23 protein-coding genes are annotated in these 23,320 nt (G+C 68.0%); 9 read left to right on the forward strand and 14 right to left on the reverse strand.

The window, feature by feature from the left end; all coding sequences use genetic code 11:
- Positions 1 to 10 precede the first annotated feature (10 nt).
- The 4 genes from ACIBCN_RS26155 to ACIBCN_RS26170 all read left to right on the forward strand — a co-directional run bounded on the left by ACIBCN_RS26155 (position 11) and on the right by ACIBCN_RS26170 (position 2,393).
- Positions 11 to 826: a CPBP family intramembrane glutamic endopeptidase gene (locus ACIBCN_RS26155; protein WP_396994285.1), complete on the forward strand. Its 816-nt coding sequence runs from the start codon at positions 11 to 13 to the stop codon at positions 824 to 826.
- Positions 827 to 928: 102 nt separating this feature from the next.
- Positions 929 to 1,135: a heavy-metal-associated domain-containing protein gene (locus tag ACIBCN_RS26160; RefSeq protein WP_396994286.1), complete on the forward strand. Its 207-nt coding sequence runs from the start codon at positions 929 to 931 to the stop codon at positions 1,133 to 1,135.
- Entirely contained in the window at positions 1,135 to 2,034 is a 900-nt protein-coding gene (locus ACIBCN_RS26165; protein WP_396994287.1) for a hypothetical protein, read from the forward strand. Before ACIBCN_RS26160 ends, ACIBCN_RS26165 begins: the two co-directional genes overlap by 1 nt.
- Positions 2,034 to 2,393, forward strand: coding sequence for a cation transporter (locus tag ACIBCN_RS26170; RefSeq protein WP_396994288.1), 360 nt, complete (start codon positions 2,034 to 2,036; stop codon positions 2,391 to 2,393). The genes ACIBCN_RS26165 and ACIBCN_RS26170 overlap by 1 nt, the downstream gene beginning before the upstream one ends.
- A gap of 54 nt (positions 2,394 to 2,447) precedes the next feature.
- On the opposite strand, the gene ACIBCN_RS26175 is transcribed toward ACIBCN_RS26170, so the two are convergent.
- The 5 genes from ACIBCN_RS26175 to ACIBCN_RS26195 form a co-directional block, all read right to left on the reverse strand.
- A complete protein-coding gene (locus ACIBCN_RS26175; protein WP_396994289.1) occupies positions 2,448 to 3,062 on the reverse strand; it encodes a hypothetical protein in 615 nt (204 codons plus the stop codon).
- A gap of 31 nt (positions 3,063 to 3,093) precedes the next feature.
- Positions 3,094 to 3,975: a 16S rRNA (adenine(1518)-N(6)/adenine(1519)-N(6))-dimethyltransferase RsmA gene (gene rsmA, locus ACIBCN_RS26180; protein WP_396994290.1), complete on the reverse strand. Its 882-nt coding sequence runs from the start codon at positions 3,973 to 3,975 to the stop codon at positions 3,094 to 3,096.
- A gap of 34 nt (positions 3,976 to 4,009) precedes the next feature.
- On the reverse strand, positions 4,010 to 5,173 hold the full coding sequence (locus ACIBCN_RS26185; RefSeq protein ID WP_396994291.1) for an alpha/beta fold hydrolase: 1,164 nt from the start codon (positions 5,171 to 5,173) through the stop codon (positions 4,010 to 4,012).
- Between the two features lie 142 nt (positions 5,174 to 5,315).
- Positions 5,316 to 6,443 carry a transglycosylase family protein gene (locus tag ACIBCN_RS26190; protein WP_396994394.1) on the reverse strand — a complete coding sequence of 376 codons (1,128 nt, stop codon included), beginning with the start codon at positions 6,441 to 6,443 and terminating at the stop codon, positions 5,316 to 5,318.
- 242 nt (positions 6,444 to 6,685) lie between these two features.
- The gene (locus tag ACIBCN_RS26195) at positions 6,686 to 7,513 is read right to left on the reverse strand and encodes a TatD family hydrolase (protein ID WP_396994292.1); all 828 of its coding nucleotides are present in this window, start codon (positions 7,511 to 7,513) and stop codon (positions 6,686 to 6,688) included.
- Positions 7,514 to 7,593: 80 nt separating this feature from the next.
- On the opposite strand from ACIBCN_RS26195, the gene metG reads away from it, so the two are divergent.
- Complete coding sequence (gene metG / locus ACIBCN_RS26200) at positions 7,594 to 9,192, forward strand: methionine--tRNA ligase (RefSeq protein WP_396994293.1); 1,599 nt, start codon at positions 7,594 to 7,596, stop codon at positions 9,190 to 9,192.
- A 241-nt stretch (positions 9,193 to 9,433) separates the two neighbouring features.
- The gene (locus tag ACIBCN_RS26205) at positions 9,434 to 10,102 is read left to right on the forward strand and encodes a TetR/AcrR family transcriptional regulator (protein ID WP_396994294.1); all 669 of its coding nucleotides are present in this window, start codon (positions 9,434 to 9,436) and stop codon (positions 10,100 to 10,102) included.
- A 12-nt stretch (positions 10,103 to 10,114) separates the two neighbouring features.
- Here ACIBCN_RS26205 and ACIBCN_RS26210 read toward each other — a convergent pair whose 3' ends face one another.
- The gene (locus ACIBCN_RS26210; RefSeq protein WP_396994295.1) at positions 10,115 to 10,867 is read right to left on the reverse strand and encodes an isocitrate lyase/phosphoenolpyruvate mutase family protein; all 753 of its coding nucleotides are present in this window, start codon (positions 10,865 to 10,867) and stop codon (positions 10,115 to 10,117) included.
- 68 nt (positions 10,868 to 10,935) lie between these two features.
- Complete coding sequence (gene rsmI / locus ACIBCN_RS26215; RefSeq protein WP_396994395.1) at positions 10,936 to 11,796, reverse strand: 16S rRNA (cytidine(1402)-2'-O)-methyltransferase; 861 nt, start codon at positions 11,794 to 11,796, stop codon at positions 10,936 to 10,938.
- A 215-nt stretch (positions 11,797 to 12,011) separates the two neighbouring features.
- On the opposite strand from rsmI, the gene ACIBCN_RS26220 reads away from it, so the two are divergent.
- The gene (locus ACIBCN_RS26220) at positions 12,012 to 13,634 is read left to right on the forward strand and encodes a dolichyl-phosphate-mannose--protein mannosyltransferase (protein WP_396994296.1); all 1,623 of its coding nucleotides are present in this window, start codon (positions 12,012 to 12,014) and stop codon (positions 13,632 to 13,634) included.
- Positions 13,635 to 13,708: 74 nt separating this feature from the next.
- Here ACIBCN_RS26220 and ACIBCN_RS26225 read toward each other — a convergent pair whose 3' ends face one another.
- Both ACIBCN_RS26225 and arcA read right to left on the reverse strand, forming a co-directional pair.
- Complete coding sequence (locus ACIBCN_RS26225) at positions 13,709 to 14,068, reverse strand: GntR family transcriptional regulator (protein WP_396994396.1); 360 nt, start codon at positions 14,066 to 14,068, stop codon at positions 13,709 to 13,711.
- Between the two features lie 7 nt (positions 14,069 to 14,075).
- On the reverse strand, positions 14,076 to 15,374 hold the full coding sequence (gene arcA, locus ACIBCN_RS26230) for an arginine deiminase (protein ID WP_396994297.1): 1,299 nt from the start codon (positions 15,372 to 15,374) through the stop codon (positions 14,076 to 14,078).
- Between the two features lie 173 nt (positions 15,375 to 15,547).
- Between arcA and soxR the strand changes: the two genes are divergently transcribed.
- Complete coding sequence (gene soxR / locus ACIBCN_RS26235) at positions 15,548 to 16,033, forward strand: redox-sensitive transcriptional activator SoxR (RefSeq protein WP_150402090.1); 486 nt, start codon at positions 15,548 to 15,550, stop codon at positions 16,031 to 16,033.
- Here the strand turns inward: soxR and ACIBCN_RS26240 are convergent.
- The 5 genes from ACIBCN_RS26240 to ACIBCN_RS26260 form a co-directional block, all read right to left on the reverse strand.
- A complete protein-coding gene (locus ACIBCN_RS26240; protein ID WP_396994298.1) occupies positions 16,002 to 16,841 on the reverse strand; it encodes an SDR family oxidoreductase in 840 nt (279 codons plus the stop codon). The genes soxR and ACIBCN_RS26240 overlap by 32 nt on opposite strands.
- 92 nt (positions 16,842 to 16,933) lie before the next feature.
- Positions 16,934 to 18,061: a glycosyltransferase gene (locus ACIBCN_RS26245; RefSeq protein ID WP_396994299.1), complete on the reverse strand. Its 1,128-nt coding sequence runs from the start codon at positions 18,059 to 18,061 to the stop codon at positions 16,934 to 16,936.
- A gap of 165 nt (positions 18,062 to 18,226) precedes the next feature.
- Positions 18,227 to 20,044 carry a putative bifunctional diguanylate cyclase/phosphodiesterase gene (locus ACIBCN_RS26250; protein WP_396994397.1) on the reverse strand — a complete coding sequence of 606 codons (1,818 nt, stop codon included), beginning with the start codon at positions 20,042 to 20,044 and terminating at the stop codon, positions 18,227 to 18,229.
- 790 nt (positions 20,045 to 20,834) lie between these two features.
- Positions 20,835 to 21,269: an effector binding domain-containing protein gene (locus ACIBCN_RS26255; protein WP_357381642.1), complete on the reverse strand. Its 435-nt coding sequence runs from the start codon at positions 21,267 to 21,269 to the stop codon at positions 20,835 to 20,837.
- Between the two features lie 58 nt (positions 21,270 to 21,327).
- On the reverse strand, positions 21,328 to 21,771 hold the full coding sequence (locus ACIBCN_RS26260) for a GyrI-like domain-containing protein (protein ID WP_040738955.1): 444 nt from the start codon (positions 21,769 to 21,771) through the stop codon (positions 21,328 to 21,330).
- Between the two features lie 253 nt (positions 21,772 to 22,024).
- On the opposite strand from ACIBCN_RS26260, the gene ACIBCN_RS26265 reads away from it, so the two are divergent.
- The gene (locus ACIBCN_RS26265) at positions 22,025 to 23,317 is read left to right on the forward strand and encodes an amidohydrolase (protein WP_396994300.1); all 1,293 of its coding nucleotides are present in this window, start codon (positions 22,025 to 22,027) and stop codon (positions 23,315 to 23,317) included.
- Positions 23,318 to 23,320: the final 3 nt, after the last annotated feature.

Below are 23,320 nucleotides of genomic sequence, written 5' to 3' on the forward strand. Positions count from 1 at the left end.
CGATTTTTCCGTGATAGCTCAGCCTGAAATTCCCACCAGTCCAGCCGCCGCGGCGCGGATCGAGCAGTCGGCTTCGGCGCCGCCCGGCCGAATCTTCTGGACCTTCATCGGGATCTACGTCCTGACCACCCTGCTCGGCTCGGCCGCAATGCTTGCGCTGCAACCGGTTTCGGGCATCGATCGGGCGGCGTTGTCGCTGGTCCAATTCGCCCCCGCGCTAGGCGCGCTGGCCACCTGGCTCATCGGCCGCAAAGTTCTCGGCCCGCTGTTTCCCGCACCGGTTTCCAACCGGCAGGTTCGGGATAATCTCGGCTACCTGCTGGCGGCCTGCCTGCTGCTGAGCGCGTTGATCGCCTGCGCGACGGCAGTGGCGGGGCACGATCTCGTCGGGCCGGTCGCGGTCGGCGGGGTGCCGTTCGTGGTGTTCTTCGTGGTCCAGCTCATCGGCGCGACCGGCGAGGAGATCGGGTGGCGCGGCTTCCTGCAACCGCTGCTGGAAACGCGGATGCGCCGGTTCGTGGCGATCGCGGTGACCGGCGCGGTGTGGGCGCTGTGGCATGTGCAGGCGTTCGGCGCGGGCCCGGTGGTCGCGGTGTCGTTCTTCGTCTCGACCATGGCGTTCGCCGCATTGCTCGGCACGCTCGGCACCGGCGGTTTCTGGCAGCGGGTGCTGGTCGCGGCGGTCGGGCACTGGTTGATCAACGTCGGGATCTACCTGACGGCCGGCGACGCGACGTACGACCGGCCGCAGATCGTGATCGCCGCGCTCGGAGCGGTTTTCGTCGCGGCGGCGACGCTGGCAGTACGGTCGTTGCGCACGCGATGAGTGGCGATCCGACCACTTGCGCGTGGTACCCGCTGGGGGTATGTTCGGACAAGTCGGGGTACCCCCGGCCCGTATGATGGAGAATGAGCTAAGGAGTCGGAAATGCCCAGTTCCACCTACACCGTCACGGGGATGACCTGCGGGCATTGCGCGAGTTCCGTCAAGACGGAGATCGGCAAGATCGACGGCGTCACCAGTGTCGACGTCGATCTCGCCAGCGGCGCGGTCACGGTCGACAGCGCGGCCCCGGTCGCCGATGCCGATATCGTCGCCGCAGTGGACGAGGCAGGCTACGAGGTCGCGGTCTGATGCAGGACCGGCTGAAGTTCGCCGCCTTCGGCGGTGCGCTCGTCGTGTTGTTCGGTGTCGCGCTCGGCATCGGCGCCCTGGTGGGCGATCCGGCCGGGCCCGCGCCGGACGGCATGGCGCACTCGGCCGGGTCGGATACGGGACTGTCGGAGACTCGCTCCGGCTACACCCTCGCCGACCTCACCGCGCCGACGGAGCCGAATCAAGCCGGTACCCTGCGGTTTCGAATCACCGGACCGGACGGTGCGCCGGTCGTCCAGTTCCGCACCCAGCACGACAAGAAGTTGCATCTGATCGTCGTCCGGGCCGACGCCACGCAGTATCGGCACGTGCATCCGACCATGGACGCGGCCGGTGCCTGGTCGATCGATTGGACGTGGGCGCAGCCGGGCACGTATCGCGTGTTCACCGACTTCGTGCCGGCGGCCAGCGGCACCGGGCTAGTGCTCAGCCGGACCCTCACCGTGACGGGAACTGCTGAGCCGCAACCACTTCCGCCACCTTCGCGGACCGCGACGGTGGACGGCTACCAGGTCACCGCGACCGGCGATCTCAGCACGGCCGGCGGCGAACTGCGGTTCACGATCACCCGAAACGGCACGCCGGTCACCGATCTGGAACCGTATCTCGGCGCCTACGCGCATCTCGTCGCGTTGCGCGCGAACGACCTCGCCTATCTGCACGTGCATCCGGAGGGCGAAGTCGGCCGCACCCCGGCGGGGCCCGATGTCGCGTTCCATGCCCAGGCCCCGAGTGCGGGCGGATATCGGCTGTATCTAGACTTCTCACACGGCGGCGCGGTACACACCGCCGAGTTCACCATGGAAACAACTATGGTCGAATCATCCACAGGCCCATCCACATCCGGCGGCGCACCGCATCAGGGTGGCGGGCACTGATGTCCGCACCCGCCGACCTTCGCTCGATCGAGCTGGAGATCGGCGGGATGACCTGCGCTTCCTGTGCTGCGCGGATCGAGAAGCGGCTCAACCGAATCGACGGTGTCACGGCGACCGTCAACTTCGCCACGGAAAAGGCAAATGTACGTTATCCACAATCCGTATCGCCGGATTCGCTGGTAGAACACGTTGTCGATACGGGGTACGCGGCGCACGTATTCAGTTCCGCCGCAACACAAACCGACCGGTACGCCAACCTCGGTGTGCCGCGCCGCCGACTGCTGATCAGCCTGGCGCTCGCGCTGCCAGTGATCGTATTGGCGATGGCGCCGATACTGCAATTCGATAACTGGCAATAGGTTTCGCTCGCGCTCACCACGCCGGTGGTGCTAGGGGTGGCCAGTCATGGCCACTCAGCCGAGCGCCTGCGTGAAAGGTGCCAGTAGCATCGCGCGATTTCCGGGCAGACATTCGCCGTACACCATGAGCGGGGATGGCGGCTGCGCTGTCAGCCCCCGCTCGGTTAACCAACCGCTGAGGTCGGCGCCCGCACGAGCGCACACGTCAACCCGGGTCGTCGAATTCTCTTCCGGGAGTGCGGCATCGAGCAATGCCGTAGCGGTACTCGTCGAGTTCGCGACCAACGGTCCGACCTGCACGGTGCCGAGGTTGCGCCAGGCGAGCGCATAGCCCTCATCCGCGATCACCACCCGGTCCGCCATGGGGAGCAAGCGCCGCAGCAGCATGGTCCGGTCGGCACCGAAGGCCTGCCGGTCCAGCCGGACCAGCTCCGGCAAGTCTCCGGTATCGCCTATCCGGATGCCCGGCGCCGGTGCGGATGCTGGTGTGAAAACTCCGGTGTGCTTGGCGATTTCATCCACGATCCGAAATCCCAGCTTCTGATATAGCGGCAGACCCGCCGCAGTCGCATACAAGAACACCGTTGCGCAATCCGCAGCGCCCAGCGCTTCCTCCATCAAGCGGTAGCCCAGACCACGGCCGCCACAGCGGCGGGCGACCAGCAGCATGCCCACCGCGCCTAGATGCCGGCGGCTCGGGCTAACCCTGGGCGGCGAGGCGGACGAAGGCTGCGGTGTCGAGGGTTTCGCCGCGGGCGGTGGGCGCGATGTCGGCGGCGAGGAGGCGGCGTTCGGCCTCGGCGGGGGAACCGGCCCAGCCGGCGAGGGCGGCGCGGAGGGTTTTGCGGCGTTGGGCGAAGGCGGCGTCGACTACTTCCCAGACGCGGCGACGATGGGCGTCGTCGATCGGCCAGGGTGGCTCGGGGTAACGGTCGACGCGGACCAGGCCGGAGTCGACGCGCGGGACCGGCCAGAAGACCTGGGTGCCGACGGCGCCCGCGCGGCGGACGGTGCCGAAGAAACCGGCCTTCACGCTGGGGATGCCGTAGGTGCGGCTGCCGGGGGCGGCGGCGAGGCGGTCGGCGACCTCCGCCTGCACCATCACCAAAGAGACTGCGATGCTTGGCAATTCGGCGAGCAGGTGGAGCAACACCGGTACCGCCACGTTGTACGGCAGGTTCGCGACCAGCGCGGTCGGCGCGACCGGGAGGTCCGCGGCGGCGACGCGCAGCGCGTCGGCCTCGACCACCGTCAGGCGGTCGGCCAGCTCCGGCGCGCGGTCCGCGACGGTCACCGGAAGGTGCCGGGCGAGCACCGGATCGATCTCGACCGCGACCACCGAATCGACCACGTCGAGCAACGCCAACGTCAGCGAACCCAAGCCGGGCCCGACCTCGAGCACCACATCCTCGCGACCGACCCCCGCCGCCGCGACGATCCGCCGCACGGTGTTGCCGTCGTGCACGAAGTTCTGTCCGAGCTGCTTGGTCGGCCGCACGCCGAGCCGCTCGGCAAGCACCCGCACTTCGGCGGGCCCGAGCAACGCGGCACTCCCACGAGCAGCAACTTCAGGTTCGGACACCTGAAGAACCTATCAACCCGCGGGGTCGTCCCTACTACTGAGACGGGGTGGCTTTGATGCGGTCGAGGAAGGTGTCGATGGCCGCTTGCATGGCGGGGTTGAGCTGGGTGTGCTTGCCGGTGCCGGTGACCGTGTGGAAGTCGACGCCGTTGGCGGCGAGCTGGGCGGCGAGGGCGGCGTGTAGCGGGGAGGGGACGGTGGTGTCGGTGAGGTTGAGCAGCAACAGGATCGGGGCGTTGTAGCCCGACGTCGGCACGGTGAGGTAGGCGTCGAGGGCGGAGCGGATGGGCTCTTCGGCGAGCGGCCTGGCCAGCAGGTCGCCGACGCCTAGGCCGTGCACGCGGTCGATGATGCCGTCCAGGCACTGGGTACCGACGCTGTCGAGGACCGCGCGACCCTGCGGGGTGAGGTACTGGTCGACGTGCACGTCGGGGCGGGCCGCGCGCAGGCCGGCCAGGATGCTGACGAAGAAGCTCAGCGCGCCGTCGTTGCCGGGAATCGTGGGGATGATCGGCCCGGCCAGCGGCAGAATTTTCTCCACGTCGGATTCCGGATCGATCGCGATGGTGCCGCGAAAGTCGAGATCGGGTGCGTCGATGGCCTGCCGGTGGCCGGTACCGAGCGCGGCCTGACCACCCTGCGACACACCGAGCACGGCCCAGGTACGCGACAGGTCGGGGTGGCCGGCACGGGCGGCGCGCAGCAGGTCGATGGTGGCGCTCGCCTCGGTGGCGATCTCCAGGTACGGGTGCGGGCCGGTGTCGAAGCGGCCGAGCCCGAGGTAGTCGGGCGCGACCACGGCGAAGCCCTGTGCGAGCAGGCCCTGGATCAGCTGATCTTCCTTGGACCGAATCTGCTGGTACGGATGGCCTGCCGGATCGGACTGCCCACCGCAGCCCGCGCCGAGGCCGCTGGTGCCGTGGTCGTAGGCGATGACCGGCCAGCCGGTCGCGGGCGGCGTGCCCGGCGGGACGAACAGCGCGCCGCTGGCCTGCCGTGGGGTGCCGTCCGAGCCGCGCATCCAGTATTCGAGCACCGCGCCGCCAGATACCCCGTGCCATCCGTCCGGCTGCGCTTCGACCGAGATCAGCGTCCCCGCGGTATCCGCCTGTGCCGGCGCGACATTCACGAACAACGCGGCACTGGCCGACATCGTGGCCACGGCCACCGCACGCCTGCACACCTGAACAACCCTCATCGACCACACCTCACTGACCCGACCCACACCGCCACAAACCTGGACGAGTGTACAGATCAGCGAGATACTGCCAGCTCAGCGTGACCAGCTAGCGAATCGAAGGCAACACCGAGAAGTTCCGCGCGGTAACCGCGCGCACAGCTCAGCTGATGCCGAGGCGGCTGGTGCAGGCGGGCCAGGCGCCCCAGCCCTGCCGGGCCCGGGTGATCTCGGCGATGGCGATCTGCTCCTCGCGGGTCGCCAGGTCGGCGCGCGGCGCGTACTTCGTGCCACCCTGGCGCTCCCAGGTGCCCTGGTCGAACTGGATGCCACCGTAGTAACCGTTGCCGTTGTTGATGTTCCAGTTGCCGGTGGATTCGCAGCGGGCCAGCGCGTCCCAGGTCGAGCCGTCGCGCACGGGCGGCACCTCGGTGCCCGGCTTGGCGCCCTTGCGGACGGTCTTCGGCTGCGCGGTCACCGTCACGGTGGACGCGATCGGCTTGCGGTCCACCTCCGTGCCGTTGACCATGGTGACCGCGAAGGTGACGTCCTGGACGCCGGGCGCACCCTGGGTTTCCACCACCGAGCGGCTCATGTTCATGGTCGGGTCTTCGATCACGTTCTCCGGCGGGTCGAGCGGCAGCGTCTCGGTCCGCTTCTCGATTCGCTTGCGGGTCACCGTGATTCGCGCGCCGTCGGTGAGCGGGGTGGACGCGGCGGGCTCGACGGTGTCCTGCTCGATCAGCGGAATGCCCGCCACCGTAAGGAGTTCGCCGACCGTCGGGGCGGCGAGCCGGACGTCGACCGGTGCGCCGATGCCGTCGAGCAGCGAGACCGATCGCGGCGTCGCGACATTCAGCGCGGCGCCTTCCAACGGCAACTTCTCGTCGCGCGCGGGCGATACATACACCTCTTTGGGCAGGCTCAGCTGCTCGAGCGCCTCGCCCGCGGTCAGGCCGGTGGTCCACACGGTGCGCGCCTGGCCGTCGACCATGAGCTTGACCTCGCGTGCCCGGTTGAGCGTGATGGTGGCGCCGTCGCCGATCTTCGCGGCGAGCGCGGGGGCCACCCGGTCGCGCTCGGTCACGGCGAACCCGGCGGCCCGCAGCACGCCGCGGACGTTGAGCGACATCGTCGTCTCGACGCGCTTCTCACCGTCGACGACGACCGTCACCGTCTTGCGGTTCACGATCGCCAGCCCTGCGCCGACGATCAGTGTCATCAACAGCGCGCCGACCGCCGCGTACAGCAGCGGCGAGCGAGACTGGTTGATTCGCGTGACTGGCCACAGCATCGCGGAGCGATCCCGGGAGGGGCGGCGGTCGGGTGACGGGTGGGCCATGGTCACAGTACGATAACGAGGGGTTTAGGGGTAGACAACCTTCACTTGCTTCAGCTGGGTCTTTCAATATCACGAACAGATATCGCTACCGCAGGTTGATCACGAAATATACCGACCACTGTGACCTAGGACACACACCGCATATCCAGACCCCTTACGGGTACCCAAATTGCCAAAAAATAGCGGATTGCTCAGATTCCGTAGACGCGTCGCGCGTTTGCCGTGGTGATCTTTGCCAATTCGGCCGCGTCCGTTTCGCGTAGTTCCGCCAGAGCGCGCACGGTATAAGGCAGGCAATACGATTCGTTGGGCGCACCACGGAATGGATGCGGCGTTAAATACGGTGCGTCCGTTTCGACCAGAATCAGCTCGTCCGGCACGGCTTTGGCGGCCTCGCGCAGCTCGTGCGCATTCTTGAAACTCACCGTGCCGGAGAAACTCAGCAGATAACCCTCGGCCACGCAGGCCAATGCCATGTTGGTGTCCGAGGAGAAGCAATGGAAGATCACGGTGGCCGGCGCACCCTCGTCCAGCAGCACCGTCAGCACATCGTGGTCGGCCTCGCGATTGTGGATCATCAGCGGTTTGCCAAGCCGCTTCGCCAGGTCGATGTGCCAGCGGAAGCCCTCGACCTGCTCTTCGATGTCGGCACAGCCGTCCAGCTTGCCCGGCCAGTAGTAGTCGAGACCGGTCTCGCCGATCGCGACCACGCGGGGGTCGGCGGCGAGGCGTTCCAGTTCCGCCTTCGCGGCGTCGTCGAGCGCGTTGGCGCGGGTGGGGTGCAGCGCGACCGCGGCGTAAACGCGGGAGTCCCAGTGCGCGGCCTGTACGGCCCACTGCGCGGCGGCGAGGTCGTCGGCGACGGTGACCACCTGGCCGACGCCGACCGAGGCGGCGCGGTCCACGATCACGGCGGTGGCGGCCGCGTCGGTGGCGCCACAGGCATCGAGGTGGGTGTGCGCGTCGATGAGGGGCGCGAGCGGCTCCGGCAGGTCCGGCGCTCGGCGCTTGCTACTCATCGAAAACCGCCGCACACAGTGGCATCGGCACCGGTCGGCAGAGCCGCGGTGACCAGCGAATCGACTAGGCGGATATTCGCGTGAAGGGAGGAAACCACGGCCATTACAGTAGACACACCATGAGCGAAGCTGACCGCCCCGCCTTCTATATCACCACGGCCATCGCCTACCCGAACGGTGCGCCGCACATCGGCCATGCGTACGAGTACATCTCGGCCGACGCCATCGCCCGCTTCAAGCGGCTCGATGGATACGACGTCTTCTTCATGACGGGCACCGACGAGCACGGTCAGAAGATGCAGCAGGCGGCCGCGGCCGCGGGCGTCCCGGTGGAGGAGCTCGCGAGCCGCAACTCCGACGTGTTCGAGGCGCTGGACAAGACCCTGGACATCTCCCTCGACCGGTTCATCCGGACCACCGACGAGGACCACCAGGCGGCCAGCATCGCGCTGTGGGAGCGGATGCTCGCCAACGGCGACATCTATCTCGGCAACTACTCGGGCTGGTACTCGGTGCGCGACGAGGCCTTCTACACCGAGGAGGAGACCACGCTGCTCGAGGACGGCAGCCGGATCTCCACCGAGTCGAAGACGCCGGTCACCTGGACCGAGGAGTCGAACTTCTTCTTCAAGCTCTCCGCCTACCAGGACAAGCTGCTCGCGCTCTACGAGGAGCATCCCGAATTCATCGCGCCCGCAACGCGTCGCAACGAGATCGTCAGCTACGTCAAGGCGGGGCTGAAGGATCTGTCCATCTCCCGCACCACCTTCGACTGGGGCGTGCGGGTGCCCGGCCACCCCGATCACGTGATGTACGTGTGGGTGGACGCGCTCACCAACTACATCACCGGCGTCGGCTACCCGGACACGGAATCCGCTGCGTTCCAGAAGTTCTGGCCCGCCGACGTGCACATCATCGGCAAGGACATCACCCGGTTCCACACCGTGTACTGGCCGGCGTTCCTGCTGTCCGTCGGGGTCGAGCTGCCGAAACGCGTGTTCGTGCACGGGTTCCTGTACAACAAGGGCGAGAAGATGTCCAAGTCGGTCGGCAACGTGGTCGACCCGCTGGCACTGGTCGAGACCTACGGCGTGGACGCGGTGCGCTTCTTCCTGCTGCGCGAGATCTCCTACGGTCAGGACGGCAGCTACAGCCACGACGCGATCGTCGGCCGGATCAACTCCGATCTGGCCAACGAGTTCGGCAACCTGGTGCAGCGCAGCACCAAGCTGGTCGCGCGCGACTGCGGCGGCGTGGTGCCGACGCCGGGTGAGTTCACCGACGCCGACCGCACGCTGCTGGATCTGACGAACGGGCTGCTCGACCGCTGCCGCGCCGAATACGACGCGCAGCAAATGCATCTCGCGCTGGAGGCGATCTGGCTGACCCTCGGCGAGACGAACAGGTACTTCTCCGCGCAGGCGCCGTGGGCGCTGGCCAAGTCCGGTACGCCGGACGATCTGGCCCGCGAGGCGACGGTGCTGTACGTGACGCTCGAGGTGCTGCGGATCGTCGCGATCCTGGTGCAGCCCGTGGTGCCCGCTTCGGCGAGCAAAATCCTCGATCAGCTCGGTCAGCAGGATCGCACGTTCGCCGACATCGCGACGCCGATCGTGCCGGGTGTGGTGCTGCCCGCGCCGGAACCGGTGTACCCCAAGTTCATCGAGCCCAAGGACTGATCCGCGGATCGAGCACTCCACGTACGCGGCCGGGCGGCGCCGAATCAGGTTGCGCCCGTGCCGCGTTCGCGTTGATCGGGCGCACCGTGCTGTTGCGCGCGAGCACCCACTGCCGGATCGTGGAATAGCGCGGCACCGTCGGTCCGAGTCGGTTGTGCCGCACCGGCGCGTATCCCGCTGGCGCACAGTCGCATAATGCGGGGTTACCGATGTTCATGTTCGCCGAACAGGGAGGGCACCCATGGGCCGACAACAGGCGACCGACTCGACACCTATGCCGCAGAACACCTTTGCCGACCGGCACCGGGCGGCCCGGGATGCCGTCCTGGTCTCACAGCGCGGACGGCTCATCGAGGCGATGGTCGAATGTGTCGACAGCAAGGGATATTCCGGCACCACGCTCACCGATATCGTTGCCCGAGCACGGGTCTCGCGCAGTACCTTCTATGAACACTTCGCGAACAAGGAAGAGTGCTTCGTCGAGGCGGTGCATACCGGCGTCGACATCGTGGCCACCCGAATCGCCGACGAGCTGGCACAGCTCACGCCGGCGGCCGACGCGCACGCCAGGATCGAGTCGATCGTCGGCACGTTCTGCGAAACCGTCGCCACCGAACCGGATTTCGCCCGCCTGGTGCTCGTCGAATCGTTCAAGGTGAATCAGGCCGCCGTCGACTACCGCGACCTGGCCGTCGACCGCTTCGCCGCGCTGTACCGCCTGTTCTATGACGAAGCGCGCCAAGCGGATCCGACGCTACCCGAGGTGTCCGACGACCTGATCGCGCTGATCCCGGACGCGATCGGCGAGCGGACCCGACGCGTCATCGTGTCCGACGGTCCCGCTCGCGTCCCCGCGCTGATTCCCCTGTTCGTCCAGTTCGTCAGCGCGACACTCGGACTGCCCGCCTGAAACCGCTTCGAGCTACTTCCAGCGGGCGAGCAGACGCTCGATCTCGGTGGTCAGCGCGCGCTGCAGGAACGGGCCGAAGCTGATCCGGGCAACGCCCTGGTCAGCGAGCACCGCCTTGTCGGACTTGTCGGGCTGGCCGACCATGCTGATCGGCAGGGTCAGCTCGCTGGTCAGGCGGCGCACATCGGCATCGGCCTGCACGCCGGCCGGGAACAGCACGTCGGCGCCCGCCTCCGTGGCGAGACGCAGCCGCGCGATGGCGCGGTCGACCCGGTCCGCCTCGTCGCCGTCCTGCCGCATGAACATGTCGGTCCTGGCGTTGACCACCACGTGCACCCCGGCCGCGTCGGCGAACTGCCGCAGACCGTGCACGAGGTCGGCGTGCTCCTGCGCCGCACGCAGCCGCTTGCCCTCGCTGTGCACGGTGTCCTCGATGTTGAGGCCGACCGCGCCCGCCTCGAGCAGCCCCTCGATCAGCTGGGCCGGTTCCAGGCCGTAGCCCGATTCGATATCCACCGACACCGGCACCTCGACGGCCTCGGTGATCTGCCGGACCCTGGTGAGCGACTCGGCGAAGGTCATGCCCTCGCCATCGGTACGGCCGATCGAATCGGCGACGGGATGACTGCCCACGGTGAGCGCCGCGAACCCGGCCGCCACCGCGACCTTCGCCGACCACGCGTCCCACACGGTGGGCAGCACGGCGGGATCGCCGGGGCGGTGCAGTGCGAGGAATGCCTTGGCCTTGCTTTCGAGAGAAGTCATAGGACGATCATGCCGCGTCGCCGCAGCGCGCACCATGGCGCGTGCGCCAAGCCCTTACCGGCAGTTGGTCAGTCCTCGCTCGCACGGCGGGCAACCAGCACCGCGTCGTAGAGCTCGTTGCGGGAGACGCCGTTCGCGCCCGCGATCTGCGCGCAGGCGTCCTTGAGCCGGATGCCGTCGGCGGTGAGCGCCTCCACCTCGTCGACCAGATCGGTGGGATCGGCGGAGGTGGGTTGCGCGCCTTCGAGGACGACGGTGATCTCACCGCGGGCGCCGTCCACCGCCCAGGCGGCCACCTCGGCGAGGGTGCCGCGGATGACCTCCTCGTAGGTCTTGGTGAGTTCGCGGCAGACGGCGGCGCGGCGGTCCGGCCCGAGCACCGCGACGGCATCGGCCAGGCAGTCGGCGAGGCGGTGCGGCGCCTCGAAGAAGACGCAGGCGCGCGACTCGGTGGCCAAGGTGCGCAACCACTCTCGGCGCTGACCACCCTTGCGCGGCGCGAAGCCGTCGAAGCAGAACCGTTCCACCGGAAGGGCGGACAGCGCGAGCGCCGTGGTGACGGCCGACGGACCGGGCAGACAGGTCACCGGCAGTTCCCGCGCCGCGCAGGCCGCGACCAGCCGATAGCCGGGGTCGCTGACCGACGGCATGCCCGCGTCGGTCACCAGCAGCACCGTGCGCCCGGCCTCGATGTCGTCGAGCAGCGCCGGAATTCGCGCGATCTCCACGTGGTCGTAGAAGCTGACCACCCGTCCGGTGATCGCCACCCCCAGCGACTTCGCGAGCGACTTGGTGCGCCGGGTGTCTTCCGCCGCGACGATGTCGGCCGACCCGAGCGCGTCGCGCAGCCGCTGCGACGCGTCACCGATGTCGCCCATCGGCGTCGCCGCGAGCACCAGCCTGCCGGGCCCTGTCGCCTCGTCCGCCACCGCACTCCCGTCTCGACCACGCCCGGCACGCACCGAACCTCCGCAGCCTATCGACTCGCCCCGCCGGCCCTCGCAGCCCGACTCGACCACGCGCGCGAGGCGTTGTTCGGTATGTGATCGTGACCACTGGGTGGTGGGGCGCGTGCTAGGAGATTCACCCGGTGTCGGGGTCACCGCTGCGGGACCTGAGCGCGTGCACAGCATACGATCGGAGCGTGACACAGGTGACCGACCAGCGCGCGACCGCTCCGTTCGGGGCCGTGCCCTCCCGGTCGGGCCCCGCGCCGCGGCGGCCATCACCCGATTTCGGGCCGACCGATACGCTGCGCGGCTGGCTGGTCACCGCGTTTCTCACGGCGATCGCCGCGGTGACGCGGTTCACCATGCTCAACTATCCGACCGACGCGGGCACTCCGGTGTTCGACGAGAAGCATTACGCGCCGCAGGCCTGGCAGATGCTCAATGGTGGCGGGGTAGAAGACAATCCCGGCTACGGGCTGGTGGTGCATCCGCCGGTCGGCAAGCAGCTCATCGCGATCGGCGAGGCGATGTTCGGCTACAACGGCTGGGGCTGGCGCTTCGCCTCCGCGATGGTCGGGACCGTGCTGATCCTGCTGGTGATCCGCATCGTGCGGCGGATGGCGCGGTCCACCCTGATCGGCGCGATCGCGGGCATCCTGTTGATCGCCGACGGCACCACCTTCGTGTCCTCGCGCATCGGCATGCTCGACATCTTCCTGGCGTTCTTCGCCACCGCGGCCTTCGGTTGTTTGATCGTCGACCGCGACGAGGTGCGTGCTCGGCTGGCGCGGGCCGATGCCGAGGGCCGGATCGACGAGACCCCGTGGGGTCCTCGGCTCGGCGTGCGCTGGTGGCGTTTCGGCGCCGGGGTGCTGCTCGGATTCGCCTGCGGGACAAAATGGTCCGGCGTCTACTTCATCGTCGCCTTCGGCCTGCTCAGCGTCTTTTTCGATGTGGCGGCGCGGCGCACGTACGGCGTGCGCAACCCGTGGTTCGGCACCGGCATCCGCGATGTCGGGCCCGCGCTGTACGCGCTGGTGCTGGTGCCGCTCGGGGTGTATCTCGGCACCTACTGGGCCTGGTTCACCAGCGAGACCGGTATCGATCGGTACATGGTCGGCAACCCGTCCGCCCCGACCAAGCCGATCGGCACCGGTGGATACTTCAGCTGGGTCCCCGACGCGTTGCGCTCACTCTGGTATTTCAGCGCGAGAGCCCTGGAATTCCATGAGGGCCTGACCAATTCCGCGGGCAATCATCACCCGTGGGAATCCAAGCCATGGACCTGGCCGATGGGTCTGCGGCCGATGCTCTACTACTACGCCGACAACGGCGTCAGCGGCTGTGGGCAGACCCAGTGCGTCAAGGCCGTCATGCTGATCGGCACCCCCGCCATCTGGTGGCTCGCCTTCCCGGTGATCGCGTGGATGGTGTGGCGCAGCGTGGTTCGCCGCGATTGGCGTTACGCCGCGGTGCTCGTCGGCTACGGCGCGGCGCTGCTGCCCTGGTTCCTGACCCTCGACCGGCAGATGTACTACTTCTACGCCGTCGCCCTCGCGCCGTTCCTGGTGATGGGAGTGGCCCTGGTGCTCGGCGATATCCTCGGCCCGTCCCGTCGAATACCGGTGCCGCGCAGTCCCGCCGGGACCTACCTGCCGGTCTCCCCCGACGAACGCCACGCCCTCGGGCTGCTCGCGGTGTGCCTCTACCTCGGCTTGGTGATCGCCAATTTCATCTGGCTCTGGCCGATCCTCACCGCACTACCCATCACGCCGGGCAATTGGCACGACCACCTCTGGCTGCCGAGCTGGCGTTAGCACCCCCGCCAATCCGACCGAAGCGCCCTTCATTCCACCGGTCGGGCCGAAGGTGCCCTTCAGTCGATGGTGGGTCAGCCTTCTAGGGCCGCTTGGACGTAGCGAAGGGCGGCGGTGTCGTCTAGGCCTAGGCGGCGGACGGTGGCGACGTAGGCGGTGGCGGCGCGGCCCGCTACGTCGCGGGTCGGGTCGCCCGAAGAGGCGATGAAAGAGCCTTGCCTGCCCCGGGTTTCGACGACGCCGTCGGCCTCCAGCTCGCGATAGGCGCGGGCCACCGTGTTGGGGGCGAGGCCCAGTTGCGCGGCCAGCGCCCGCACGGTGGGGATCTTCGTGCCAGCGGTCAGTTCGCCGGAGCGCACCTTGGCGATGATGCCCATGCGTAACTGCTCGTAGGGCGGGACAGCCGACTCATGCGACACGGTGATGTTGAACATGATTGGATCACAACTCATCCCGGGAGAGTGGACAGGACAGACAGCGGGGTCCGCCTCTACCGGAACCCAATTCGGAGCCGGGGATGCGCAGCACCTCGATGCCCGCGTCTTCCAGGCGTGCGTTGGTCATCTCGTTGCGCTCGTAGGCGGCGACCACGCCCGGCGCCAGCGCGAGGGTGTTGTTGCCGTCGTCCCACTGTTCGCGTTCGGCGGTGACGCCGTCCAACCCGGTGTCGATCACCCGGAGCTTGTCGATGCCCATCGCCTTGGCCGCGGCGACCAGGAACGGATCGGGTCCGCTCATCGCCACCTTGCCGTCGCCGTTGCGCGCGCTGTAATCGTCTTCGCGTTGAATGGTGAACGCGCACAACGAGTCACGCACCGCCGGGTACATCACCAGCGCGTCGCTGTCCACCATCGTGCAGACGGTGTCCAGATGCATCGTCGCCCGGTTCTGCGCGATCGGGACGACCAGCACGGTGTGCGCGAGATCGTCGTCGAACAGGCTGCGCGCCAACGCTTCCGCGCCCGCGGGCGAGGTGCGTTCGCCGACGCCCACCGCGACGACGCCCGGCGCGAGCAGCAGCACATCGCCGCCCTCGATGGGCGCGGTGTGCGATTCGTAGGCGCGGCGCACGCCGAGGAAGCGGGGATGGAAGGCATAGATCAGATCGGTGAGCGAGGTTTCCCTGATCCGCGCGGGCAGCGCCAGCGAGGTGATCGCGACCCTCGGCCCGATCCAGAACGAGGAGTCCCTGGTGAACAGCAGATTGGGCAGCGGATCGATGACGAAGTCGGCGCCGTGATGCATCCGCCGCACCAGCGAGGTGGCGTCGGGCCCGAACGGCAGCTCGTCGAAGGTCATCCCGGCCATCAGGATGTTGGCCAGATCCCTGGCCCGCACGCCGCGCAGGAAGGCGGCGAGCTGGTCGGCCAGTGCGTGCCCGAGCCTGCGCGCGTCCACGGCGGCGGAAATGCCCTGGATGCGGGCGGCACCGCTGACCGCGAGGGTCTCGGCGAGCAGGTCGGCGAGCAGCAGCACCTCGACGCCGCGCGCACGCAGCACACCGGTGAACGCGTCGTGTTCCTGTTGCGCCCGCTCCACCCACGGAATGCCGTCGAACAGCAGCTGATCGTTATTGCGCGGGGTGAGCCTGCGCAGTTCGTCGCCTGGCCGATGCAGCAGCACCGTACGCAGCGTGCCGACCTCGGAGGTCACCGTCAACCGCGTGCCCGGACTGTCGGGGTCCAGCCCGTCCGCGTCCGAGTCCTCTCCGTGCCGCGCGGGCACAGCGTCTGCTCCCATGCTCAGACCGTAGTTCGCCGCGGCCACAAGAGCACGTAATTCGGGCCTTCGTTGTCGTCTTGCCGCGTGTGAAGTCGCTCGCTACCGGATTATCGGGCCGACTTGCCGTTGGCCGATTCTTCCCCGAGCTCACCCTAACCTCAAGTATTGTTGAGGGGAATGGAGGAGCGTGCATGTCGACAGCCGATTGGCGAGCAAAGGAGCTGACCCCCGGGCAGCTTTCCGAGCGTAGCGGAGTAGCAGTTTCCGCGTTGCACTTCTACGAACGCGAGGGACTCATCAGCAGCCGCCGGACCAGCGGGAATCAACGCAGATATGCGCGAGAGACATTACGGCGGGTCGCCTTCATCCGTATCTCACAGCGGGTCGGCATACCGCTCAGTGAAATTCGCGACGCGCTCGATCAACTGCCGGAGGGTCGCAACCCAACGCGGCGCGATTGGGAGACGCTGTCCACCACCTGGCGCGCGGACCTCGACGACCGCATCACCCAACTGATTCGGTTGCGCGACAACCTCACCGGCTGCATCGGCTGCGGCTGCCTCTCACTCGGCAGCTGCAAACTCGTCAACGAACACGACCGGCTCGGCACCGAGGGCCCCGGCGCCCGCGTGCTCGACGTACAGCTCAACTGCTCCGCACGGCCAGCAACCGGCTGAAGCGGGCGCTCGCGCGGCGCATCACGATCTCGTAGGGCAGCGCGAACTTTCGCGCCCACCAGTAGCCGAACCTGATGTCGAAGGACGTGTAGATCAGGAAGCGGTTGCGGGTGACGCCGCGCAGGATCGAGGCGGCCACGTGTTCCGGCGACACGGCGTGCTTGGTGAACGACTGGGTGAGTCGTTGGATCTTCGGCGACTCCCGGTCGACACCGACCAGCTCGACGCTGTGCACCAGCGGCGTGTCCACCGCGCCGGGCACCACCAGGTGCACCGAGATGCCGTGCTGGTCCAGGTCGAACCGCAGCACCTCGGAGACGCCGCGGATGCCGTACTTGCTCGCGCTGTAGGCCGCGTGCCAGGGCAGCGCGAGCAGGCCGGCCGCCGAGGAGACGTTGACCAGCGACCCGCCCTTGCCCGCCCGCACCATCGGCGGCACGAAGTTCTCGATCACGTGGATCGGGCCCATCAGGTTGACGTCGACCATCCGCCGCCAGTGCTTGTGCTCCAGGTTCTCCACGGTGCCCCAGGCCGAGGTGCCCGCGACGTTCATCACGACGTCGAGGCTGCCGTGCGCGGCGTGCACCTTCTCGGCGAAGGCGGTGACGGCGTCGTAGTCGGTGATGTCGAAGGCCTGCGCGACGAGCACCACGCCGCCCGACCCGCGGATATCGGCCACCGTCGCGTCCAGCCCGGTCGCGTTGATATCGGTGAGTACCAGCTCGGCGCCCGCCGCGGCGGCGGCCAGCGCGGTGGCCCGGCCTATTCCGCTGGCCGCGCCCGTGATCAGCACCTTCGCGTCTCGCACTGTCCTTCGGCCCGGTCGCCCATTACCTCGCACTGCGCATCCCCATCTCGAATTGCTCGAATCGGCTCACCGCAGGGTACTTGGGGTGACGGTCAACGGCCCAGTACGGCGAGCATTCCGGCCACCGCCCGCGGCCAGGTGTATTGCTCGGCGCGGTGGCGGGCGGCCTGCCTGCGCCCGACCGTCGGCAGCGCGAGCACCTCGGTGACGGCCTGCGCGAACGCGGAGCCGCGATCGTCGGCGACCGCGCCACACTCGGCGGTCACGATGTCTTTGAGCGCCGAGGATCGGCTCGCCACCACCGGCGTGCCTGCCGCGAGTGCCTCCAGCGCGGCGAGGCCGAAGGTCTCGTGCGGGCCGGGCGCCAGCGAAACATCCGCGGTGGCAAGAAGTTTCGCCACCATCGCGCGTTCGGAGATGAAGCCGGTGAAGTGCACGGCGGCCAGGCCACCGGCCAGCGCGGGTAGCGAACGCGCCCGCCGTTCCAGCGCCTCGCGCCGCGGCCCGTCACCGGCGACGACCAGCCGAACCTCGGTGCCCGCCTTGCGCAGTGCGGCGACCGCCTCGATGCTGCGCTCCACCCGCTTCTCCACCGACAGCCTGCCGCAATGCACGAGCAGCGGGTGGCCCGGCGCACCGAGATCGGCGCGCAGCCGGTCGTCCTGCCTGCGCGGGCTGAACAGCTCCAGATCCACGCCGAGCGGCACCAGTTCGACATTCGGCGCGCCGATCCGCAGGAACTCTTCGCGCGCGAATTCGGTAGTGCAGACCACGATGTCGTAGTCGGCGGCGGTGCGCCCGTTGGCCACGTCGGCGCAGCGCCTCGCGGCCTGGCGTGGCATGAACTGACCGAGCAGCCGGTCGAGTCGTTCGTGCGAGATCATCACGCCTGCCACGTCGCGCCGTCTGGCCCAGCGGCCGAAGCCGCGCAGCGTCAGCCGGTCGGAAACCTCGAGTACATCGGGGCGCAACCCGGCGAGCACGTCGGCCACCCGCCGCGGATCGGCCGCGCGGTAGCCGCCGGTCCACGGAATGGCCAAGGCGGGCAAGGTTATCCGCACCACACCGGTCGGCAGTATTTCCTCGGAACGGCGCGCACCGGGGACGATGAGCACCACCTCGTGCCCGGCCGACGCGTATCCCTCACCGAGATGATGCAGGGCAGTGCGCAGCCCACCCGAACGCGGGCCGTAGAAGTTCGCAAGCTGAACTATGCGCACATCGCCGATGGTGCAGCTAGTCGGGTTATCTTCGGGACCGGTGCGCCCAACGCGGCATGAACAGCCGTGAAAGACCCGGCGAATCGGCTTGTCAGCCCTGTTCGTTCGCATTGAAATGAGCCGGTGCCCGCTTTCGGCAGTCACCGGCGATCGCTGCGCCGACGGTCAAATTCCCGCGGTACCGCGACTGGCCCGAGGCAGATCGAGGTCCAGCGGGATGCGGCCGACCGCGAGATGGGCTTCCACTTCGTCGGCGGGCATCGGTCGCGCGATCAAAAAGCCTTGTGCCCGATAGCAACCGAGCCCGACCAGGGTGCGCGCGGCCACCGCGGTCTCGACACCCTCGCCGACCACGCCGAGGCCGAACGAACCGGCAAGCCCGATAATGGATTTCACGATCGCGAGATCGTCGGTGCTGGCGCCGAGACGCTGCACGAAGCCGCGGTCGATCTTCACCGCGTCCACCGGCAGCGCCTTCAGGTGCGACAGCGAGCTGTAGCCGGTGCCGAAATCGTCGATCGCGATCTGCACGCCCATGCGCTTGAGCCCGCGCAACGTGACCTGGGTGCGCGCCAGATCCTGCACCACCACGTGCTCGGTGATCTCCAGGCAGATCGAGCTGCCGTCGATGCCGAACAGCCGCAGAATGTCCTCGATCCGCTCCACGAAGTCCAGGCTGACCAGCTGCACCGGCGAAACATTGATCCGCATCACCACATTCGAGGCCAGGCCGCGCCTGCGCCACTCGGCGAACTGCGCGCAGGCCGACCGGATCACCCAGCGGCCGAGCTCACCGGCCAGGTTGGTGGCCTCCGCCACGGTGACGAACGCCGCGGGCGGCAGCAGGCCCCTGGTCGGATGCAGCCACCGGACCAGGGCCTCCAGCGCGACGATCCGGCCGGTCCGCAGATCCACCTCGGGCTGATAGTGCAGCAGCAGCGAGCCGTCGGACACCGCGCCGCGCAGGTTGAGCTCCACATCGTCTTGCAGTTCGAACTGGGCACGCATGGCGTCGGTGAACACCGCAACGCCATTGCCGCCACCCGATTTGGCCGAGAGCAGCGCGTGATCGGCCCTGCGCAGCACATCGGCGACGGTGGTCTCACCGGGGATGCCGACGGCGACGCCGATGCTGGCCGCCCGGCTCACCGATTCGCCGCCGACGGTGACCCGGCGCCCGATGAGCTGCTGGATCCGGGTGCCCTCCTCCTCGGCCGCGACCGCGTCCATCGGTTTGGCGGGCACGATGACGAACTCGTCGCCGCCGAGGCGCGCGATCATGTCGTCCGGGTCGAGGTGCTCACGCAGCCGCGAGGACAACGTGCGGATGAAGTTGTCGCCTGCGGTGTGCCCGAGGAAGTCGTTGAGCGCCTTGAGGCGATCGAGGTCGAGGAAGAACGCCGCCACCGGGCCGGGGCTGCCGGGCTTGAGCCGCTCGTCCATGTGCTCGAGCAGCGCGCGGCGGTTGGCCAGGCCGGTGAGGTCGTCGTGCAGCGCGATGTAGCGCAGCCGTTCCTCGGCGACGACCCGCGCCTGCAGCTGGGCGAACAGCGCGGCGATCGCCTTGAGCACGTTGAGCTCGCGGGTGCTCCACTGCCGATCGCCGGTCTTGATGAAGCCGAGCACGCCGGTCGACTCGCCGCGCGAGAGCAGCGGGACCGCGGCCGTGGTGACGACAGGGATGCCGGAGGCCCGGCGCATCGTCTCCTGATAGTCGGCGAATTCCGGCGTCGGGCGGGCGATCATCGGCTCGGTCCCGTGCTCGAACGCGCGGAACACCGGATCGGCGCCCTCGAAGTAGACGACCTCGAGCGGATCCGGATCGGGCACCTGTGGGCGGTGTGGCCACTCCGCGATCAGCAGCGACGCTCTGCGTTCGCGATCGGTGTGGCGCACGTAGCTGAAGTCGACGTCGAAGTATTCGACCAGCTGGGCCAGCACCCGCTCGGTCGCCTCGGCCATGGTCGTTGCGTCGACACCCATCAGCTCGGAGGCGACCTGAGTCACCAATGAGTCGAGCGTCCGCCGAGGCACCTTGTCTCCGATCACGCTATCCACGGATGTCCATGCCAGGAACCGGCCGCCGTCGGCTTCGAAGCCGTCGGCTACAACCCCGGGCTGCGACCGAATCGCTCAGGCATAGCACCAACGCCATGGTCTCATGCTCACCTACCGAGAGCAGGTCCGAGAAACGAAGCGACGCCAGTGTATCCACGGAATCCGGGAAAATCGTGGCCGGTGCGCTGGGGAGTCGCGCTTTTCGACCGCTCTCGCCACCCATCGTCACCCCACCAATCCGGGGTCGGTATCCGAAGCACGGCGCCCGTGCCGTCCGAGTCGAATCGGCGAGCCGCGCAATTCATCGGCAATTGCCCAACGAGACCGATTATCCCACCAGATCGGATCGGCCCGGTAGCGATCTTCCGAATCGGGGCCCGGCGGGAAATGACCTGCTACCGTCCCACCGAAGCCGCCAGCAACCCGGATCGGCGCGGCGGCGCTGCTCGCCTCGACAGCCATACTGTTCCTACTCCGTTGCTCCGCATCCTTACGCGGTCGTCGAACCGGGGCCGACATCTTCACCCGAATCCTGCTTTCCGGACGAGTTCGCCTAGGGCAGTATCCGTCATCCGACAAGAATTGACCAGATGTCTGGTTAATCTTCCGAAAACTGGATGCGGCCTCGCAAATTCCCCCTGGTCAGAACCCGTCTTGCGGTTGAGCAAGATACCAGAGAGACCGGTCGGTTCTAGTGCAGCTAACCAACAGCAAGCTAGACGAGGATGGAGATGAACAGCTCCACCGAATCCGGCCCCTGCCAGATCTCGATCTCTTCCCGATAGGCCCGGGTGATCTCGGCCGATGCCGTCGCGTCGTCTACTTGGGCCCACACGTCCTCGACCGGATCGTGATAGTCCCCGTTCGGCGCGAAGCGGGCATAGACGCCCTTCGGCACGCGCACCAGGACATCACCGATCGGCACCGACTCGGGCTCGCGGTACTCGAAGCAGACCACCGCGTTGTAGTTGCCCGCCGGGTCCGGCACGTACACCGTGAACATCGGACGGTCGGCGCCCTTGCGGTCGCGCAGCCGATCTTTGAGGAACTCGATCAGGTCGCTGTTGCTGACCTTGAAACTCGGGCGCACCCGTGGCACCACGAGGCCGCCGTAAATCGCCTCACCACGCACCGCGATCGCGTAACTCATGACCGCGCCCCACCGATGCTCGGCTCCGTCACACGCATGGGGCCCATTGCTCGCTCGCTCATCGGGCGTCTACCGCCAGGTAGAGCTCGATCTTGTAGGCGTGCGGATAACACTCGAAGTCGCCGGTGTAGGTCCGCTTGATCTGGTTGTGTTCCTCGGCGTACGCGATCTGGGTCCAGAGGTCGGTCATCACCTGCGGGAAGTTACCGACCGAGGAGAACCTCGCATAGGTGCCGCGCGGCAGCCGGGCCACCAGATGGCCGCGGGTGACATCGCCGAAGGACGCGCACTCGTAGCCGACGATCTGCGTGTTGTAGGTGCCGAGCTCGCCGGTGTAGTCGGTATAGGCACTGGCGAGCGGGCCGCCGAGCTCCTGGTGCAGCACGGTCGCCCAGGCGGCCTCCAGGTCGTGATCACGCAGCTCTCCGAGCGCACGTTTAGGGCTGCGCACCGGCAACCCGGCAACCCACGTTTCGTCCCGCTCGACGATTTCAAACTGCATGGAAAGACTCTTTCGAGATGAATCCGGGGGCGAGGCCCGCATCCGGTCGGTCAGAAAGGCCATGCTATCAACACAGACCGAGTGGTCACGATCACATGTCCTCCTCGTTCCGCACGGTCCCGATGGTCCCGAACTGGACAAATGACCTGCGGCAGTGAAAGCGCGCGCCCCGAAATGCCCACTCATGCATAGTTGGCATCAGCCGGCTCGCTGATCACCCTGCCCGCACCGACGACACGGAACGGAGCCCTTGATGAACGACAGCCCGATCCACGACGAATTGGACCAGCGCGCCGCGGCGATGACCGATCAGGTGATCGCCTGGCGCAGGCACCTGCATCAGCATCCCGAGCTGTCGAACCGGGAGATGAACACCGCCGCGCTCATCGCCGACCACCTGCGCTCGCTGCACCTCGACGAGGTGCGCACCGGCATCGCGGGGCACGGCGTCGTGGGGGTGCTGCACGGTGGACGGCCCGGCGACAAGGTCATCGCGTTGCGTGCCGATATCGACGCGCTGCCGGTGCCGGACGAGTGCGGTGTCGACTTCGCCGCGCACGTGGTCGACGACGACTACCCGGGCGGCCCGTTTCCGGTGTCGCACGCCTGCGGCCACGACTGCCACACCGCGATGCTGATGGGTGCCGCGAGTGTGCTTGCCGGCGTGCGTGATCGGCTCCCCGGCACCGTGCTGTTCGTCTTCCAGCCCGCCGAGGAAGGTCCGCCGGTGGACGAAAAGGGCGGTGCCAGCGAGATGCTCGCCCAGGGCGCCCTCGCCGACCCGGTGCCGACCATGGCGTTCGGCTTCCATGTCACGCCATATCCCAAGGGCTACATCGGTTATCGCGTCGGCAACCAGTTCGGCGCCTCCTGTCTGGTCCGGATCACCGTCACCGGGCAACAGGTGCACGGCTCGACGCCCTGGCTGGGCATCGACCCGATGCCCGCCGTCGGCGCCGTGCTCACCGGCATCGGCCAGCTCTATCGGCAGGTCAACGCGTTCGAGCCGATCACCGTGTCGATCGGGCACATCGAGGACGTCGGGCGGTTCAACATCATCGGCCGGACCGTCACGCTGTGGGGCACCATCCGCTGCGCCGTGGAATCCGATATGGGCGAGGTGCAGAAGCGGCTCGCGACACTGGCCGAGCACAGTGCGCAGGCCTACAACGCCACCGCGACAGTCGACTTCCTGCAGGATGTGCCCGCGGTGCACAACAAGAAGGAGTGGATCGATGCCGCGCTGCCGACGTTCTGTCACGTCGCGGGCGTCGACCGGGTGGTGCAGACCGCGGCGACGCTCGGCTACGACGACGTCTCCGAATTCATCAACAAGTACGGGGGGCTGTATGTGACGCTGGGCGTGCAGGATGCCGAGCTGGCCGACAACGGGCTGCCGGTCCCCGCTCCCGGCGGCCGCGGGCTGGCGATGAACCACAACCCGCACTTCTACGCCGACGACGACACCCTCGTCACCGGCGTCCGGCTGCATGCGCACGTGGCCATCAACCACCTCACCGGCGCCTTGGTGCCGCACCTACAGTGATAC

The organism is Nocardia sp. NPDC051052 (assembly GCF_044456045.1).
Lineage (GTDB): Bacteria > Actinomycetota > Actinomycetes > Mycobacteriales > Mycobacteriaceae > Nocardia.